Source organism: Alteromonas sp. 76-1 (assembly GCF_900654235.1).
In the GTDB taxonomy this organism is placed as follows: domain Bacteria; phylum Pseudomonadota; class Gammaproteobacteria; order Enterobacterales; family Alteromonadaceae; genus Alteromonas; species Alteromonas naphthalenivorans.
Map to the genome: position 1 here is coordinate 1,505,493 of NZ_LR136958.1, position 16,149 is coordinate 1,521,641.

Annotated in this window: 14 protein-coding genes and 1 tRNA gene; 6 read left to right on the forward strand and 9 right to left on the reverse strand. The window is 42.6% G+C overall.

Annotated features, from left to right (window positions below; genetic code table 11):
- Positions 1-155 precede the first annotated feature (155 nt).
- A tRNA-Ser gene (locus ALT761_RS06295) sits at positions 156-245 on the forward strand.
- Between the two features lie 253 nt (positions 246-498).
- Positions 499-879, forward strand: coding sequence for a glutathione S-transferase N-terminal domain-containing protein (locus tag ALT761_RS06300; protein ID WP_013784864.1), 381 nt, complete (start codon positions 499-501; stop codon positions 877-879).
- 78 nt (positions 880-957) lie between these two features.
- On the opposite strand, the gene ALT761_RS06305 is transcribed toward ALT761_RS06300, so the two are convergent.
- On the reverse strand, positions 958-2,661 hold the full coding sequence (locus ALT761_RS06305) for a protein adenylyltransferase SelO family protein (RefSeq protein WP_129737364.1): 1,704 nt from the start codon (positions 2,659-2,661) through the stop codon (positions 958-960).
- A gap of 336 nt (positions 2,662-2,997) precedes the next feature.
- Between ALT761_RS06305 and ALT761_RS06310 the strand changes: the two genes are divergently transcribed.
- Positions 2,998-4,485 (forward strand): GGDEF domain-containing protein, encoded by a 1,488-nt coding sequence (locus ALT761_RS06310; RefSeq protein ID WP_129737366.1) that lies wholly within the window; start codon positions 2,998-3,000, stop codon positions 4,483-4,485.
- 112 nt (positions 4,486-4,597) lie between these two features.
- Entirely contained in the window at positions 4,598-4,954 is a 357-nt protein-coding gene (locus ALT761_RS06315) for a HopJ type III effector protein (protein WP_129737368.1), read from the forward strand.
- 4 nt (positions 4,955-4,958) lie between these two features.
- Here ALT761_RS06315 and map read toward each other — a convergent pair whose 3' ends face one another.
- Positions 4,959-5,729: a type I methionyl aminopeptidase gene (gene map, locus ALT761_RS06320; RefSeq protein WP_129737370.1), complete on the reverse strand. Its 771-nt coding sequence runs from the start codon at positions 5,727-5,729 to the stop codon at positions 4,959-4,961.
- Positions 5,722-5,928, reverse strand: a complete 207-nt coding sequence (locus ALT761_RS06325; protein WP_013784859.1) for a ParD-like family protein — start codon at positions 5,926-5,928, stop codon at positions 5,722-5,724. Before ALT761_RS06325 ends, map begins: the two co-directional genes overlap by 8 nt.
- A 174-nt stretch (positions 5,929-6,102) precedes the next feature.
- Between ALT761_RS06325 and ALT761_RS06330 the strand changes: the two genes are divergently transcribed.
- Entirely contained in the window at positions 6,103-7,110 is a 1,008-nt protein-coding gene (locus ALT761_RS06330; protein WP_129737372.1) for a helix-turn-helix transcriptional regulator, read from the forward strand.
- Positions 7,111-7,163: 53 nt separating this feature from the next.
- Here ALT761_RS06330 and ALT761_RS06335 read toward each other — a convergent pair whose 3' ends face one another.
- The 5 genes from ALT761_RS06335 to ALT761_RS06355 form a co-directional block, all read right to left on the reverse strand.
- Positions 7,164-8,279, reverse strand: a complete 1,116-nt coding sequence (locus tag ALT761_RS06335; RefSeq protein ID WP_129737374.1) for a cell division protein FtsZ — start codon at positions 8,277-8,279, stop codon at positions 7,164-7,166.
- A 127-nt stretch (positions 8,280-8,406) separates the two neighbouring features.
- Positions 8,407-9,084, reverse strand: coding sequence for a hypothetical protein (locus ALT761_RS06340; RefSeq protein WP_129737376.1), 678 nt, complete (start codon positions 9,082-9,084; stop codon positions 8,407-8,409).
- A gap of 116 nt (positions 9,085-9,200) precedes the next feature.
- Positions 9,201-9,917 carry a HupE/UreJ family protein gene (locus ALT761_RS06345; protein WP_129737378.1) on the reverse strand — a complete coding sequence of 239 codons (717 nt, stop codon included), beginning with the start codon at positions 9,915-9,917 and terminating at the stop codon, positions 9,201-9,203.
- 120 nt (positions 9,918-10,037) lie between these two features.
- Positions 10,038-10,556 carry a DUF6644 family protein gene (locus ALT761_RS06350; protein ID WP_129737380.1) on the reverse strand — a complete coding sequence of 173 codons (519 nt, stop codon included), beginning with the start codon at positions 10,554-10,556 and terminating at the stop codon, positions 10,038-10,040.
- 11 nt (positions 10,557-10,567) lie between these two features.
- The gene (locus ALT761_RS06355; protein WP_129737381.1) at positions 10,568-12,352 is read right to left on the reverse strand and encodes a DUF6152 family protein; all 1,785 of its coding nucleotides are present in this window, start codon (positions 12,350-12,352) and stop codon (positions 10,568-10,570) included.
- Positions 12,353-12,692: 340 nt separating this feature from the next.
- Here ALT761_RS06355 and ALT761_RS06360 point away from each other — a divergent pair, with 340 nt between their 5' ends.
- Positions 12,693-13,469, forward strand: coding sequence for a CmcJ/NvfI family oxidoreductase (locus ALT761_RS06360; RefSeq protein WP_129737383.1), 777 nt, complete (start codon positions 12,693-12,695; stop codon positions 13,467-13,469).
- A gap of 68 nt (positions 13,470-13,537) precedes the next feature.
- On the opposite strand, the gene ALT761_RS06365 is transcribed toward ALT761_RS06360, so the two are convergent.
- Complete coding sequence (locus ALT761_RS06365) at positions 13,538-15,982, reverse strand: hybrid sensor histidine kinase/response regulator (RefSeq protein ID WP_232043548.1); 2,445 nt, start codon at positions 15,980-15,982, stop codon at positions 13,538-13,540.
- Between the last annotated feature and the right edge of the window lie 167 nt (positions 15,983-16,149).

The following is a 16,149-nucleotide window of genomic DNA, read 5'->3' on the forward strand; positions in this document are numbered from 1 at the left end:
TTTAAGGCAAAGACGAGCAATTATTCAGCAGTTAGCGTGTTTTTTCGCGCAACGTCTTGATTAAGACACTCGCTTTACCTACTATACGCGCGCTCTAGGCAAATGCTTTGGCAGTATTTCGTTATTTGCGTTCACCGCAAATAGCACAAAAATTTGGAGAGGTGGCTGAGTGGCTGAAGGCGCACGCCTGGAAAGTGTGTTTAGGGTTAAACCTAACGAGGGTTCGAATCCCTCTCTCTCCGCCAAATAGAAAAAGCCCCGTTTCTTTGCGAAGAACGGGGCTTTTTTGTGTTTAATGCAAAATGTGTAAAAGCATAAACCATGCATGCATAAAAATTTTAAAACTCAGCTTATTGAAGTACCAAAATTCAAAGCCTCTTCAATGAGCAGGTGACACAACCACTACATGAATAAATTTCATGATCTTAATTATCAAAGCGCGGCACCAAGTAGTACAATCGCGTTTTTTATTTCATCATTCGTTAGTAGAGCCGTAAAATGAAATTCTTTATAACCCTTATTCGCAACTTACTTGGGGCTATCATTGCATTTGTCGATGTAATAACCCGGGGCACTAAACTAAAACGTTCGCCAGAACAACAAGTGCAAGTGGCAGAGGAAAGCCAAAATTTGGCTTTATACCAGTTCTTTGGTTGCCCTTTTTGCATTAAAACTCGCCGAGCAATGTACAAATATAATCTGCCTATTCAAAAGCGAAATGTATCAGAAGGTTCGCCTTACAGAGAAGAGCTGTTACAAGGCGGCGGAAAAATTCAAACGCCATGTCTTCGAATTGAAAATAACGATGGCGTTGAGTGGCTATACGACTCTAAAGCGATTATCGGCTATTTAGAAACACGCTTTGTTGAAGCAAAGTAACTGATTATTATAGTTGAAGTTATTGTTAAAGTTCCTATCTTCACTGTAACGGCTAGCCCTGCTAAAAGGGCTAACCCTCTACGAAGAACAGCTGTAGTGTGAAATACCTCCAGCATTAAAATATTCTCGCGGGCGCAAACGATAATAACCGCTTTGTGTTTGCTCTGATTGTTCTTCGTAGGGTTTAGTCAGCACGTCTTGCAGTGCGTGAATACGATCAAAATTGCCAACTTGTGCGTCTTTATACGCCGGTACAACTAACCATTCACGCCATGTAAACTTAGGGTTAGTAAGCTTCATCTTTTTTGAAATATCATTAATATCACCCGACTTTTCAAGTTGAGTTCGCCAACTTTTTAGCCACTCATTCCATTCAAAACTCATGCTTTCTTTAAGCTCAGCATAAAAACTTGTTTTTAGTGCTTCAACATCCTTAGGAAGGTTAGATAGCTCTCTAAAAAAGTGGTTATAGTCCACACCAGTGCGCATCATTAAGTGTAATAGTTGAAGCAGCAGCTCATTATCGTAAGCGTTAAGCCCGAGTTTTGCGGCCCACATGTTGTTCATCTTTTCTTGCATGACCGTGGCAAAGTTGCTGTTCACATCACGTAATGCTTCTAGTTCAGTTGGTGCATTGATGAGCAAGGGCTCCACAGCGCGACAGAACATATCAAAGTTTTTTTCTGCCGCAACAGGCTGGTTTAAAAACGAGAAGTGACGACCTCCACCAGTCCATGGTTGGTAAGCTGGGTCGAATAACTCACAAAACCCAAAGGGTCCGTAATCAAGTGTATATCCTCCAGCCGCGCAGTTGTCGCTATTGAAGTTTCCTTGGCAATAACCTACTCGAATCCAATGCGCCACAAGGGATGTGAGTCGGTCTTGAAACGCAGTAGCTAGGGCAACAAGCTGAGCTTCAAAGGATTGGGCTGTATCGATATCATTTTTATATTCACGTTCAATCAAATGTGCTGCTAGAAGCTGAAGCTCTTTTAAAGCCGTAGGGTGTTGGTTGCTTCTTGCTCGTCTTCCAAAAAGTTCTAGCTGGCCCACGCGAATAAATGAAGGGGCAACGCGGGTTGAGATGGCCACAAGATTTGGCACCATCACTTCTGGGTCTTGAGAGTTTGAGCCCTCTAAATACCAAGGTCTGTCGACAGTTTCAGACTGAGACATAAATAAACTGAGAGAACGCGACGTAGGAACACCCAATGCGTGCATATGCTCTTGTACTAAAAACTCTCGAACACTCGAGCGCAATACTGCTCTGCCGTCAGCGCCTCGGCAGTATGGTGTTCTTCCTGCGCCCTTTAACTGCATTTCAAAGCGCTTTCCATTAGTAACGATTTCCAGTACTGAAAGGGCTCGGCCATCTCCATATCCATTGCCCGTTGAAAATGGGCATTGCTGAATATATTCGGTGCCATAAATTGACAAGGCATAGCCGGTAGCCCAGCCATAGGGTCGTAACTCGGCGGGTATGGAAGTCATGTCACCAGAAAACAAGCGCATAAATTCAGGCGTGTGGGCAAGACTGTTATCAAAGCCTAATTCTTCAAAGAACGTTTGGCTATGAGCAACGTAGATAGGGTTTTCAATAGGGGTGGGTGTTACCGGTACATAATGGCCAGAGAATACCTGCCTTGGGTTATGCTCATTACCATCTTCTTTAGCGTGCGGATCCACAACCAGACTATTTAAAAATGAATAATCAACGTATTTTGCAAGGTCGCTAACAGTTTGAATTGGCTGTTCAGTTTTATTTTCTTGAATGTCTAACATTGGCGCCTCTTTAACACGTTTGATTTAGAGGGCATTGTACTACATATCCATCTCGTTACTTTACACTGTGGTGAGTATTTGAAGTTGCAGCTCATAGCGGTAAATTTAGATAGCCGATTCATGTCACAATCTAATACCAACGCAGTGAAAACATTTTTATCGGTAAGTTTACCAATGTTTAAACAATTGTTTTTGAAAGATGTCGCAGGTGGTATTTTTATTGATATAGGGTTATGTTAGTTACCATAGCAAGCACATCTTGTTGGCCGGTGTATCCACAATGTCGGCAGATGGGGTAAGGTCTCTTCGTTTAGTATTCTTAAGGCGCTCCCATTGGTGGAAATCCCCGATATCAGTGATGAAAGTTCACGCATTAATGTTTCACTTGGTAATACTTTTATCAGGTTCTTACCCTTTACCATGTGGCAGGCCGGTTCAAAACCTCGGGCAGTGCTGCTGCTGTGGCTGGCGTTATGCGTAATTATCGTACCCTCTGGCACCTTAACTCGGCTTTGTGAATGGACGGGTATCGCGGTCGACCTTGGCACGACCTCTATTTACATTACCATTTATATTCCTATGCTGTTTTGTGTTCCCTTAGTGGTGTGGTTTGGCTTTTGGTGGGCTGCCATACCTGCTTACTTTTCTACATTTTTTGTAGCGCTCATTGGCGGTATGCCGATAGAGTGGATTATTGTCTTTGCTTTTTCTAACCCAATTGGTTTGGCGATGTACGCCATGTTTTACAGTGCAACTCCGATAAGCAAAGATTTGCATGGATTAGAATCTCTGGTGGGCTTTTTAATGATAGCTCTGGTAGCCTCACTGGCGGGGTCAATCGGCGCCTTTATGTGGGCGTTAACCAATAATGTTGGGCTGAATGTCGCTTACCCCGTATGGTTAGGCTGGTGGTTTGGCGGCTGGCTACAAAGCACCCTGATAGTCGGCCCGGTCCTGTACTTTTTGGGCCCCACTGTACAACGGCTGTTAGCCGACGTTAAAAACAGCAGTCTTAACCTGAACAATGCCAAAGGCTCCATGATCGCGATGATTAGCGGTTTTATTATCGTAATACTGTGTTTTGTTGGTGCAGGGCGCTATATAAGCCTGCAGCAAATAGCCTCTATCGACTGGGGCAACGGCCAAACCATGAATTTAATGCAAGCTCAAAACACTGTAGATAGTTTGTCGTATCCACTTTTTATCTTACTCGCGGTAATGCTGGCCCTATCTTTTTTAGGTTACCGGGCTATGATTTTTTGGTATGACACGATTAAGGGCGTGAATCAAAAACTGTCAGAGAAGAACGAACAACTGATCAACTTAGTGAGCTTAGATCCGTTAACTGGTTTGTATAATAGGCGCAAAGTGTTCGAGCAACTGGAATATGAATACAGCCGTTCGTTGCGGTCAGAAGGCACACTTAGCATTATAATGGTCGATGCCGATAGATTTAAGCGAGTCAATGACACCTATGGTCACTTAGTCGGAGATACGGTTCTCAAAACGATTGCCGACACCATTAAAGTTACCTTGCGGGATTATGATACTCCAGGGCGTTTTGGCGGCGAGGAGTTTATTGCTATTTTGCCCGGCACTTCAGGTGAACAAGCCCTGACCATTGCTGAGCGGGTTAGAGCAGCTGTGAGCAAGCTAGAAATTGGCTTAGAAAACTCATCACAGGTATTTAACGTTACGGTTAGTTTAGGCGTAGCTAACCTAGTACCAACCGACAGCAAAGCAGAATCTATCATCGACAGAGCCGATAAAGCCTTGCTAAAAGCCAAACAGATGGGCCGTAATCAAGTGGTACTTGGTGGTTAACTGTTGCACAACCTATTCGTTCAATAAGACCCAGATGCATGTAAACCTGCTTGCAACCCTACACATACGATTTTACACTTCCGTTTTTTAAGACCCGTAACGGAAATTTTATATGAATTACGACAATGTCGATGCTTTAAAAAAGCACTTAATTGAATCTCCTGAAAGCGTTGAGTTTGGAGATGTAACAGCCCTTATCGATAATGCATTCACATTCACGCCAACGGCCTTTACCAATGGTGAAGTAACTAATGAAGCTAACCAAAACAATGGTTCTTGCAAATTACTCGCGTTAGGCCAGCATCTTCAACTTAACCAAGCACAGACATTAGCACTGTTTGGTGGCTTCTATCGTGATGACGTTTTAAAAAATCCTGATGGTGATGACCACGCAAATATTCGCAATTTTATGCAGACAGGGCATGAAGGCGTGAGTTTTGAGGCTTTTCCGCTATCCGTTAAAAGCTAGATTCTTATCTAGGCTCAGAATCTCTTAATGTTAGTACTTCTGCGCCTGTCGCCGTTACCAATACCGTGTGTTCCCACTGAGCAGATAGTTTCTTATCTCGTGTAACCACGGTCCAACCGTCTTTTTTAAGCTTTGTTTTATACGTGCCTTGGTTAATCATGGGCTCTATTGTGAAGGTCATGCCTGCTTCCAATTTAAGCCCAGTTCCCGCGCTACCCACGTGGACTATTTCTGGCTCTTCATGCATTTCTTTGCCAATGCCATGGCCACAATAATCGCGAACAACACTGTACCCATGTTTCTGCGCATGCTGTTGAATAGCGGCACCAATGTCACCAATTGTCGAGCCGTGTTTAACGGTCTCTATGCCTTTGTACATCGCTTCATAAGTCACATCAATTAACTTTTTCGCAATAGGTGAAACTGTACCAATTGCGTACATTTTGCTGCTATCTGCAATATAGCCATTTTTTTCTAGGGTGATGTCTATGTTGACGATATCACCATTCTTAAGCTTTTTAGCTGCAGAAGGAACACCATGGCAAACCACGTCATTCACAGAACTATTGAGTACAAATTGATACCCATATTGCCCTTTACTTGCGGGTCTTGCTTTAAGGCAATCAACAATAAACCGTTCTACAAAGCTATCAATTTCAAGGGTGGTAATGCCAGGAGCCATAAAGCTATCTAGCTCGTTGAAAACCTTTGCCAGTAATTTGCCTGATTCACGCATTAGTGCAATTTCACTGGCTGATTTTATAAGGCTATTCACTAACCAACCTTACTGAAGATACGTTTTGAGAGCGCATCTCTAAATCAATGATTTGTTCATAAGATAATTTGGGATTTTGCTCTGCTAGCCGGCCGACTTTCATCCAAAATTCTGCTTGCGAATTAATAGAACGTTCCATCACTGCGCTGGTTTTACGCACCTCTTCATGCAATGCATCAGATATCTTAACAATTCCCATAATAAACCCAATTTAGAAATATATGTTTTGCTACATAATGTACTAAAACATGTATCTTGTCTAATACTTGATTCGTGAACTTAATAGCAGCAGACGTTAGCAAAACTCATGCGACACTTTTTGTCGCATGTGTTATTTATGCTAATAGGCAATTCCAATAACAGGTCGATACTTGTGAACGCATTCCAGCGAAAGTTAGACATTCTACAATTTATACCCCGCGCACCTCGTAAAGTGTCGAGTCGGCAGATTTTAGATAACTTGCAAAACAGTGGTCACGCCAATATTGATATGCGTACTGTGCAGCGAGATTTAAAAAGCCTTGAGCAAATAGGCTTGTTTGGCCTTGAAGTGGATAAACGCTCAAAACCCTTTGGCTGGAATATTAATGCCTGTTTCAAGAAATTAAACTTAAGCTTGATGGATGGCAATACCGCCCTTGCGTTCAATGTACTCGAGCAATCTAGTGAAACCCTTCCGAATACTACATTGAAAGAACTACAGCCTTACTTCAATAAGGCCGAGCAAATATTAGCTCATGATAACGACTCGCTTCTGCAGCATTGGTCAAAGTCGGTGAGTAATGTGCAAGTGTCACAACCTTTGGTGCCACCTGATATCGACCCGGTTACGTTAGAGCGTTTAAAAAACGCTTTGTATTACAAAAAACAGGTGAATGCAGATATAAAAAGGCTTTTCAAGCGCGCAAAAAAAGCAGTATGGAAGCATTATGATAAAGTGAACCCAATGGGGTTAATACAGCAAAATGGTCGTCTAATATTTATATGTACTTTTGGATCTTTGCATACCAGACGATATTCCTTACCGATAAATTTTATTCGAAATGTTGAGGTGACAAAGAGTGATTGCCAGCAAAGCAATGACTATCACAAAAGCTTCCGAGCTGAGTTGGCGTCAACGCAAGAAAAAGCGGAATTGAAACTGCTTATCAACGACAATTCTTTCTTCCTATTACACGGCTATAAGCTGGCTGAAGATCAAAACATCTGCAGCTCAACGATTGCCGGAAAGTCACTATTGACGGCAACGGTTACCGACGACAGTAAGCTTCGCGCGTTTTTAAGAGGGCTAGGAAGTAATATTGAAGTTCTTGAGCCCTTAGCGCTTAGACGTTACTTTACAGACTTGTCGGAAAGCCTCTACCAGACTTACTGCAATTAATATAACAACGCGCATTTTAGCGCTGATTATTCGGGCTGGTGAAGCGTTATTCTCTAGCCTTTTCCTTTTAGCCTCACGAAAGTCGGGGTATCTAGATACTCGCTTTTACCATTATAGGGTTGAGATAGCCTTGGTCGCTTCATCTCTACTATCTTTTCAGAAGTAGGTTCGCTGTGCGCATCAGGTGGAATGCCTGTCGCAATAACCAACACCTCAGCAAAGTGGGGAAGTTCTTCCGAGATAGTTACGCCACTAATAATCAATGCTCGAGAGCTGTCTATCAAGGTTTGTAGTTCAGCCAGCATACTTTCGTACATTGCAAGGCTGGGCTCTTGTTGACAAGATAGCTGAACTATTACACCTTGCGTGCCTTTAATATGGTTGGTTTGTACTAAAGGGTTCTTTAAGGCATGCGTTAGTGCATCACAAAGTGTTTCATCACTGTGCGCCACGCCAACGCCTAAGGCGGTATCACCTTCAAGTGATAGAATATGGCTGAAATCGTTGATATCAACATTGATGTAACCCGTGCTGGTTAGCATAGTAATGATGGATTCAACAATTCGCTGCATCTGCGTGTCACAATGCCGAAAGGCGCTAATAATGCCCACGGTTGCATCAAGCGCGGTGATAAGTGCGTCGTTTGAAAGCACCAGGGTCGCGTTGGCTTTGCGCTTAATTTCTTCAAGGGCGTAATAGGCTATTTCTTTGCGTTTATCCCCTTCAGATTTAAAGGGCAGGGTAACAAAGCAAAGGGCATCTATTCCCATTTCTGATGCTAAATCTAACAACACTGAAGTGGCACCGCTGCCGGTTCCTCCTCCAAGCCCTGCTATCACTATAATGAGGGTGTCGTCGGCGATCAGGGCTTTTAATAACTCAATACTATGTTCAGCAGCATGTTTAGCCACGTCAGGGTTGGCACCTGCGCCGAAACCTTTTGTGGTGTGCTCGCCAATCAACACAACTTCATGCTTTGTTGAATGTTCTTGTGATTGTTTATGTGAAAGGTTTTGACACTGGTTTAGCGCAGAAATATCGGTATTAATCGAGCTAAACCTAATGGTGCTGTGCGCTGAAGTGGAAGACATATTGCCAATTGCGTTACCACCACACCCACCTACACCAATAACGTGAATATTTATTTTTGTTGCGTCTTTTTCCAACATAACCACCACCGAAACTTGACCAAAGAAGAGTACTTAGGATGATGTATTAATGCGGTAAAAACTGACGCACCCAGCGTTTACCTCAGTAAAAGAGCACAGTTATTTTAGTAAAAAAAGAACCTAAATCTCAAAAAGGCACTTTAGTTATCACTTTGCCATCTATCGCACGAAACATCTCTTTGTGTTCTTTCCAATAGCCGCTTATTGTTACCCTTACAGTAATGGGGCCCTCTTCAATATTCATAAAGTAAAAGCCATGATAACCTGCAAAAGGAGTTGTGAATGCGCCACTTTGCTTGATACCTTCACCCCGGGAATACGCCATTTCAAATCCGTCAGGGTACTGCATCGCGTCTTGGCTTGAGGGATGGCCATGAAAATCGTAATACACACCTTCACCCTTAGGGTTTAGCACTTTCCAGCTATAAACGAATGTACTGTCAGCAGGCATAATGAATTTATGTTCTATTTCGCCGTAGTCTTCAATATCGATATCAAAAGTTTCTGATTTAAACGGCGTATCTTCAAGATGAATAAGCCCTTGTACCGACTCGTTTATGCGCTCGGCGGTGGGATCGTAATCACCTATATTAAATGACAGCGTTAAATCTTGTGTATTGAATCGAGCAGCGCTTTCCTGTTGTGTATGTTCACTTACCGATTGCTCGGCTTTACCCATCTCGACAAGCCCAAGTGTGCTACCTAAACCTGTAGGATCGATGCCATATTCTGAAGGCAAAATAGCCACCACTAAAATAGCGCCAGCGGCAAGGGTGGTGAGTATTATTTTATTTAACAATGTCATTTTTTATTTTCCTTCACCGCGTCTTTTATCGCGGTGTTTTCGCTATTTCTAATAGTTTTAGTTTCATGTCTTTTAGATAACTATACCTTGGGGTTTCATGCTGTATTTGCGATGTTTTAGCCCAATAAATAACCGGTGATGTGAAAGCCGAACAACATGAGCCCAGCACCAAATAGCCCCATATTTACAGCGTTTGAAATAGCAGGGTAGTGGGGTTGCTTACGTAACCAAGACAAGCTACTAAGCAAAATTACAAGGGCTAACAATTGGCCGATTTCGACACCCAAGTTAAATGCCAACATGTTAGGAATGAGCCCATTCGTAGCCAAAGCCAAATCTTGTAGTTTACTTGAAAGCCCGAATCCATGAGCTAATCCAAAGCCAAACACGGCCATTTTAGGGTTTAAAAAACGAAACTTACTTAAGTTTTCCAGTGCCTTATAACAAATAGATATGCCAATAATAGCGTCAATAAGATAGGGGTTTACATGAAGACCAGACAACACACCAAGTAGTAATGTTATAGAGTGGCCTAACGCAAAAAGGCTCACAAATATAGCGATGTCGCGAAATTTGGATAAGAAGAAAATGACACCCACAAGATAAAGCAGGTGGTCGTATCCGGTTACCATGTGTTTGGCACCCAAATACATAAAAGGCCAGATGTGAACGCCGGAGGCATTGGAGAGAAAGCCTTGATCTTGTTGTGCTACACCATGGGCTAATGCCGACGGCGTTGCTAACAGAAAAACTAATATGCCGGCTAAAAGAAAAGCGGATAAAAAGGCTAATAGAAAGCGAGTTAATGTGTTTTTGACCACAGCGTTATTCATTTAAACACTCAAAGCTATAGCCTCAAACCCGCGAATCTGCGGGTCCGAGTGGTTCAAAGTGAAAGTTTGCAGCACAGGAGCCGGTGGGATTAGAGATCGTGCACACCCAGGTATAGTCAATTACGGGGTTTCCACATAAGGAATAAAGCGCCCTAAAATAATAACGCTAGTCCACAAGAATAGTGATATCCAAGCTACCACCTGCGCATTTTTATCTAGTTGCGCCGGGGTATTCAACGCACGCGCAGATATCGGCATAGTGGCCATTTGCGGTTTGACTCGTATTACAAAATACAGTGTGTTGAGCCCCGCCAGTATTATGCATCCCATTTTGGCCCAAAACGCAATATTCACAAGGTACCTATCGGCATCGCCCACAACAAAGAGCAAGCCTGAAATCACATTGATGGCGAAACCAATTAACGCCCAACGTAAGAATACGTCAACCTGCTTGATGGGCACAGCCTTAGCAAAGCCTACCATTCTTAAATCAACCACAAGCAGCGAGCCAAAAAGCAGACTCAGCCCTAGAAAATGTGCCATTTCTAATGTTGGAAATACGACGGCATTGTCCATAACAAAACTGTTGATAGGGCTAGCATTAAGGGTATCGATAACCCACGAAAGTAACGAATTCATAGGTAACCTCCTTAAGACATGTAGCCAATTAATCGGCCAGCAATAATTGCGGCCACCCAACTGACCATGGCAATGGCAGCAAGTTTTTTATGCTTAGCCGACACGCTGTCAGTTTGTTTAATACAAATAATGACTAACCGCCATGTCAGCACAAGGCCTGCAACAACCAAAAGAATTTTAATCCGAAATGCCCAATTAAAATAAAGCTCTGATGCATTTCCACAAAATAGCGCCACACCGGAAACGAAATTAATGCCAAACCCAATTAAGGCAATATTCCAATAACTTGCCATTGCAGTAACCGGAATAACTGAAGCGAAGCCAAGCACCCGAAGGGTTAGCATTAATGCTATGCCCACCATAGTAGCCATCCCTATTGCATGTAACGACAGCACGATAGGGTAGCCCCATTCGGTAGTTGATATGGTTTGACCTACTTTTGAGTCTTCAAGTTTGTACAGCGAGCTCATAACAGATTGACTGTTTGCATTGCTGTTTTTTAAATTGTCATTTCCTGTATTTTTGTTGTCGAGTGTTGTGGCGCTAATATCAAGATTACCTGAGCCTCGTTCGGCAGTGAGGTCGTCACAGTCATAAGGTTGATAGCTGTCTTTTGTGAGAGTTACTTCATCAGACCCCGTCATTGGTGTTTTAAGGTAAAGCGGATCGGTCAGGGTATATTCACGTTTTAACACCGTGCCGTCTTCGTTTAATGAAAAGCGCTCAACAACAACCAACGCAGTGCTATTTTTGGCCGGTGACGGTGGCCCGCCATTGCCTCTTGGGCCTGCTGGAGGACCTTTTTCACCATCAGGTGCGCCTTCAGGGCGTGGAGGACGATTGCTGCCTTGAGGGCTCCCCATACTAGTCCCAGTGTCAGCATCGTCAGGCTTTCCACCAGGACTGCCGCCTGGCTTTCCCCCAGGGCTTCCGCCCATGGGCGCCATTATCCAACCCTCATCGAACCCAGTGGTGGTAACGACTAAGGTATTTCCTTCCCATACTCCGGTTGAAAATCCTGCACGATTGGGCTCATAGTCTTCGGGCATCTTAGTACCATCTAAATAAATGGTACGTGTCAGACTCATAAATCCGTAAGTCAGGTTTATCTGAGTGCTAGACTGTTCAATTTTATTAACCATAAGATCGAACCACCAATCCATGATGATATTAGTCGGTTCACATTGGTATCTAGGGTTTTCATCTTGAGTAGCCCCTTCTACCGCCAAAGCACCTGCATCAGTTAACTGTGCAAAAGCGCCGCCACCGCCAGGTCTGCTACCTTCTTTGCGCACCATTGCCCAATTTCCTGCTAGATTTGGTCTTCCATCAGCGCGAATAGTTTCGCGTTCAACGGTAACGTCCCTGTCAACAGCTGATGCGGTACTTGCGCCGTTAACAAGGCTCCCGTTATCATCAAACACACTATTTCGGTTAGCGGTTACGCCATTTTCGAAAGTAATTTGCTGCATATAACATGTAGTGGGGTCGTTTCTATCTGGAGAGCCTAAAATGGTAATAGCACTGCCTGCTTTGAATTGCTCTGTGTTCCATCCTCTACGTTTGAGTAACGAGCCTGACTGTAGCTCACAACGCATATTTGTTACGCTGCCATCTTCGTTCGTAACATCGAAATACACATAGGCATGCGGGTTTACTAACCGTACTCGAGTAATCTCGCCAGACAACTCAATCGTTTTATTCGTTTCAAATTGACCGCTACTTCCATGATGGGCGAAGGCCACATTCGGTAAAATAAGCGCTACAAGTACACATAGGCATCGTAGATTCCACATTGGTGTTGATTCCTTCCCACTTAAAAAAAGTAAATAATGCGAGCCGTTCCTCGCCTACTGAGTATCAATGAAAAAAGCAGTGATGCTAGTAATGTAAAGATCATAAAGTAAACTCGCAACGCTCGCCATTGACGAAATGTAAAGACTGGTTAAATACTTTCAAAAGCTCGGCCTTAAAGCGGTTGCTGTCATCACAAATGATTTATCAGCCATTGTGATTGACTATTATCTTCATTTTCAAAATTCTGTTTATACCTGTATCCCATTTATCTCTTGTCCTTAAAAAACTATATTCCCTCGCATCGGGGAAACCTATACCATTTTTTAAGGAGTGCTTTATATGGCTATAGCCACAGTAAACTATCATGTGAAAAGTAACGAAGTTCAGGCATTTCATTTCGATGTTAATGGCGTTGTTGGGAATTTGATTTCACCTGAATTAATTTCAGTCAAAGTGCCGGTTACTGATATACGAAAAAAAAACTATTCAGTGAATTTCAATAAAGATGGGATCACTTTTATAAACGCACCAACAAAGGTACATGGGTTCGATGAGTCTGAAGCGTGGACGAGTGACTATGAAAGTGAGCTTACTGCCATTCTGCAGCAACAGATAAAAGCAAAAGAAGTGATTGTTTTCGACCACACAGTACGAATTGACGACCCAAATGCAACACGAAGACCTGCCCGCAACGTTCACAATGACTATAGTGAAGCTGGAGTAGAAAAGCGTTTGGTAGATATTGTGGGAGCTCAAAGAGCGCATGAGTTTCAGCAAGGGCACTTTGGGTTTGTTAATGTATGGCGCCCAGTGGAATACACGATACCTTCATCCCCTTTAGGGTTTATCTGCCCACGCTCGATGCAAGAAGATGACTGGATGAACATCGAATTAGAATACCCCGATCGCAAAGGTCAAATATTAGGGGTAGCGGAAAATAAAACCCACGAATGGTTCTATCAATCTGATATGACACCCGAAGAAGCGATTATATTTAATATTTATGATAACCGTGGAAGGCCACATTTGGCGCATAGTGCACTCGATATGGAAGGCGATACTGCTGTGACGAAACCACGAAAGAGTATTGAAACGAGAACCCTTGTTCGGTATTAGTCTTTTAACATGGTACAGAGCGCACTTCAGAAATTGTGGGTGGTATATAAATAGAGGTGAATACCTTTTTAAGGGTTGAGGTATTTATTCAACACTTCAAGCAGCTTTTCTTTTCGAATAGGCTTGCTGACATGGTCGTTCATGCCTGCATTTAAACAGGCGTCAATATCTTGCTGCATAGCATTTGCTGTTAACGCAATAATAGGTAATGTACCGTTCATTTGATGGCGTATAACCCGAGTGGCCTCGTACCCATCCATTTCTGGCATTTGAATATCCATTAAAATAACATCAAACGATTGTTGAGATAACGTGTAAATAGCGTCGTTTCCGTTAGCAGCACGAATTATTTGTAGATTTGTAGCGTTTAGCATTGCCATTATAACTTCAACGTTTATGTCATTGTCTTCGGCCAATAGCACGCGTGTTTTTTGGAACTGGGTAATGAGTTGTTCGGCTTCTTGGTTCTGAATGTATTCTTCACCTATTGAATGACAAAATTCCAAAGTAAAGTAAAAGCGTGAACCTTGTCCAATGGCGCTAACAACGTGAAGTTTAGAGCTCATTTGCTCTAATAATTTATTGCAAATATTTAAGCCTAGGCCTGAGCCTCCATACTTTCGTGCCGTTGAGCTTTCAGCTTGAATGAAGGGTTGAAACAAGTTTTCTTGTTGAGACTCACTAATACCGATGCCGTTGTCCTGAACCCATACGTCGAACAAGCAGTGGGTGTTGTCTTTCTGTTTAACCTTAATACCTATTTCTATATCCCCAGCACTTGAAAATTTAATGGCGTTGCTAATCAAGTTAGCAAGTACTTGTTTAAGCCTAAGTTCGTCAAAAATCATCTCTTTAGGAAGCTCTTTATCGATATTTAGCTTAATCGTTAATCCCTTGTTGCTTGCTTGCGCGTGGAATATATCAAGTAGCTTTCTTATGCTTTGACGTAAGTTATACGGTCCGTAATCTAGCGCTAGCTTACCCGCTTCAATTTTAGAGAAGTCCAGTAAGTCATTAATAAGTTGCAGAAGCATTTCAGATGAATTGACAATTTGGCTGGTGAGCTTTTTAGTTTGTTTATTTTCTAGTTTGTCAGTCAGTACTTGCCCAAAACCAATGATAGCGTTCAAAGGGGTTCTAATTTCGTGGCTTATGTTAGAAATGAACTCTGTTTTAAGCCTGCTGTGAAGTTCGGCTTTTTCCTTCGCTGATATATAAAGTGCATTGGTCTTGCGTGCTTTTTTAAGCAAAATTAAAATAATAACCAAGGTGACAAGGGTTAATGCAATAAAAATCACGAGCCAGCGGGTGAAGAGCTTTTGCGTTTGCTGAGCAGCTTCCCTAGCGTCAAGCAGTTCAGAAATAGCGCGGTTTTCTTTTTCTAATAGTGTGGTTTTTTCTTTTTGCTGCTCTATTTCGTAAACTAAATTTGCGCTCTCTAATAGCTCTAAATCTTCGTACTTTTTAGCTTCAAGGTATTCGTTATGGTAAACCTCGTATTCCTTGTACGCCGTTTCAAAATCACCTTCTTTGGCGCTAATTTGTGAGGCGAGCTTTTCAAGTTCTGCCCGCCATGTGGTCTTTTCACCCACGCGGTAGTCGTCATAGGTGCTGCGAGACTGATCAAGGGCCACTCTCGCTTCGCTTAAACGTCCGCGTTCCATCAACGCCCTCGCTTTTAATCTATAAATTTCGCTATCGTAAAAAGAGGTGGTAAGTGGGTGAGAAGTGACTGTTTCAGCCAGCTTCAACGCTTCTTCAATATTGTCAGTTCGAAAATAAGTAGACGCCATTCCATATAAGGCGATGTATTCTGCGTAATTAATGTCTATCTTTCTGTCAGATTCAATGGTTTGCTTAAAGTAGGTAATCGCTTTATCGAAGTTGCCCATATTTCTAAATAAAATGCCTATGGCGTACAGGTTGTCACTAACAAGCGGCCATTCATTGAGGGCTTTTGACTCTGCTAACGACTTCTCATAATACTCAAAGGCAATATCAAAAGACTTTACCGAGTGATAATAATCAGCAGCTATATAGTGATACAGGGCCGTGGCATAAGTGAGGTTATTTTCATGAACCAGTTCGTTAAGGGTATTTAATAAGTTAGCGCTTGATGCGAAAACTTGCCCTTCATTGTATGAAAGGATGAGATACGCAATTGCTATAGCCTTAACAGAAGAACTGGCAGCAGGAGATTGTATGACTTCACCGAACAACTGATATGACCGGTCATAATTAGCATTGATGCCTACCATTCTGGCCAGCCCCAATTTAATGATTAAACCATCTTCCGTTTCAGTGACTAAAGATTCTAGAATAGTCATCACATCATCAGGGGCGGTGTGATGTAATTTGAGCTTAAGTTGAATGTAGCTAACGGCTATTTTAGTTTTTTCAAACGAGGTGAAGTCAGGGGTGAGTAATCGTGTTTCCAGCGTCGATATCACTTCGCCAATGGGCATGGGGCTTTCAGTTTTAACCCGTGAATTCAACGACTCAAGTTCAGTCAATACATTGGCATACGCCACATGGCTAAATATACTAAGGCCAACTATTGTTAGAACTCTAAGAGAAAATTGGGTAATGGATAGCACAGTATTTTCTTACGTCTTGTTAGGTGACTGCTAGGCTTGAACTAACATCAACGAACTAAATTCAGTCTTTGCAAATTAGCAGA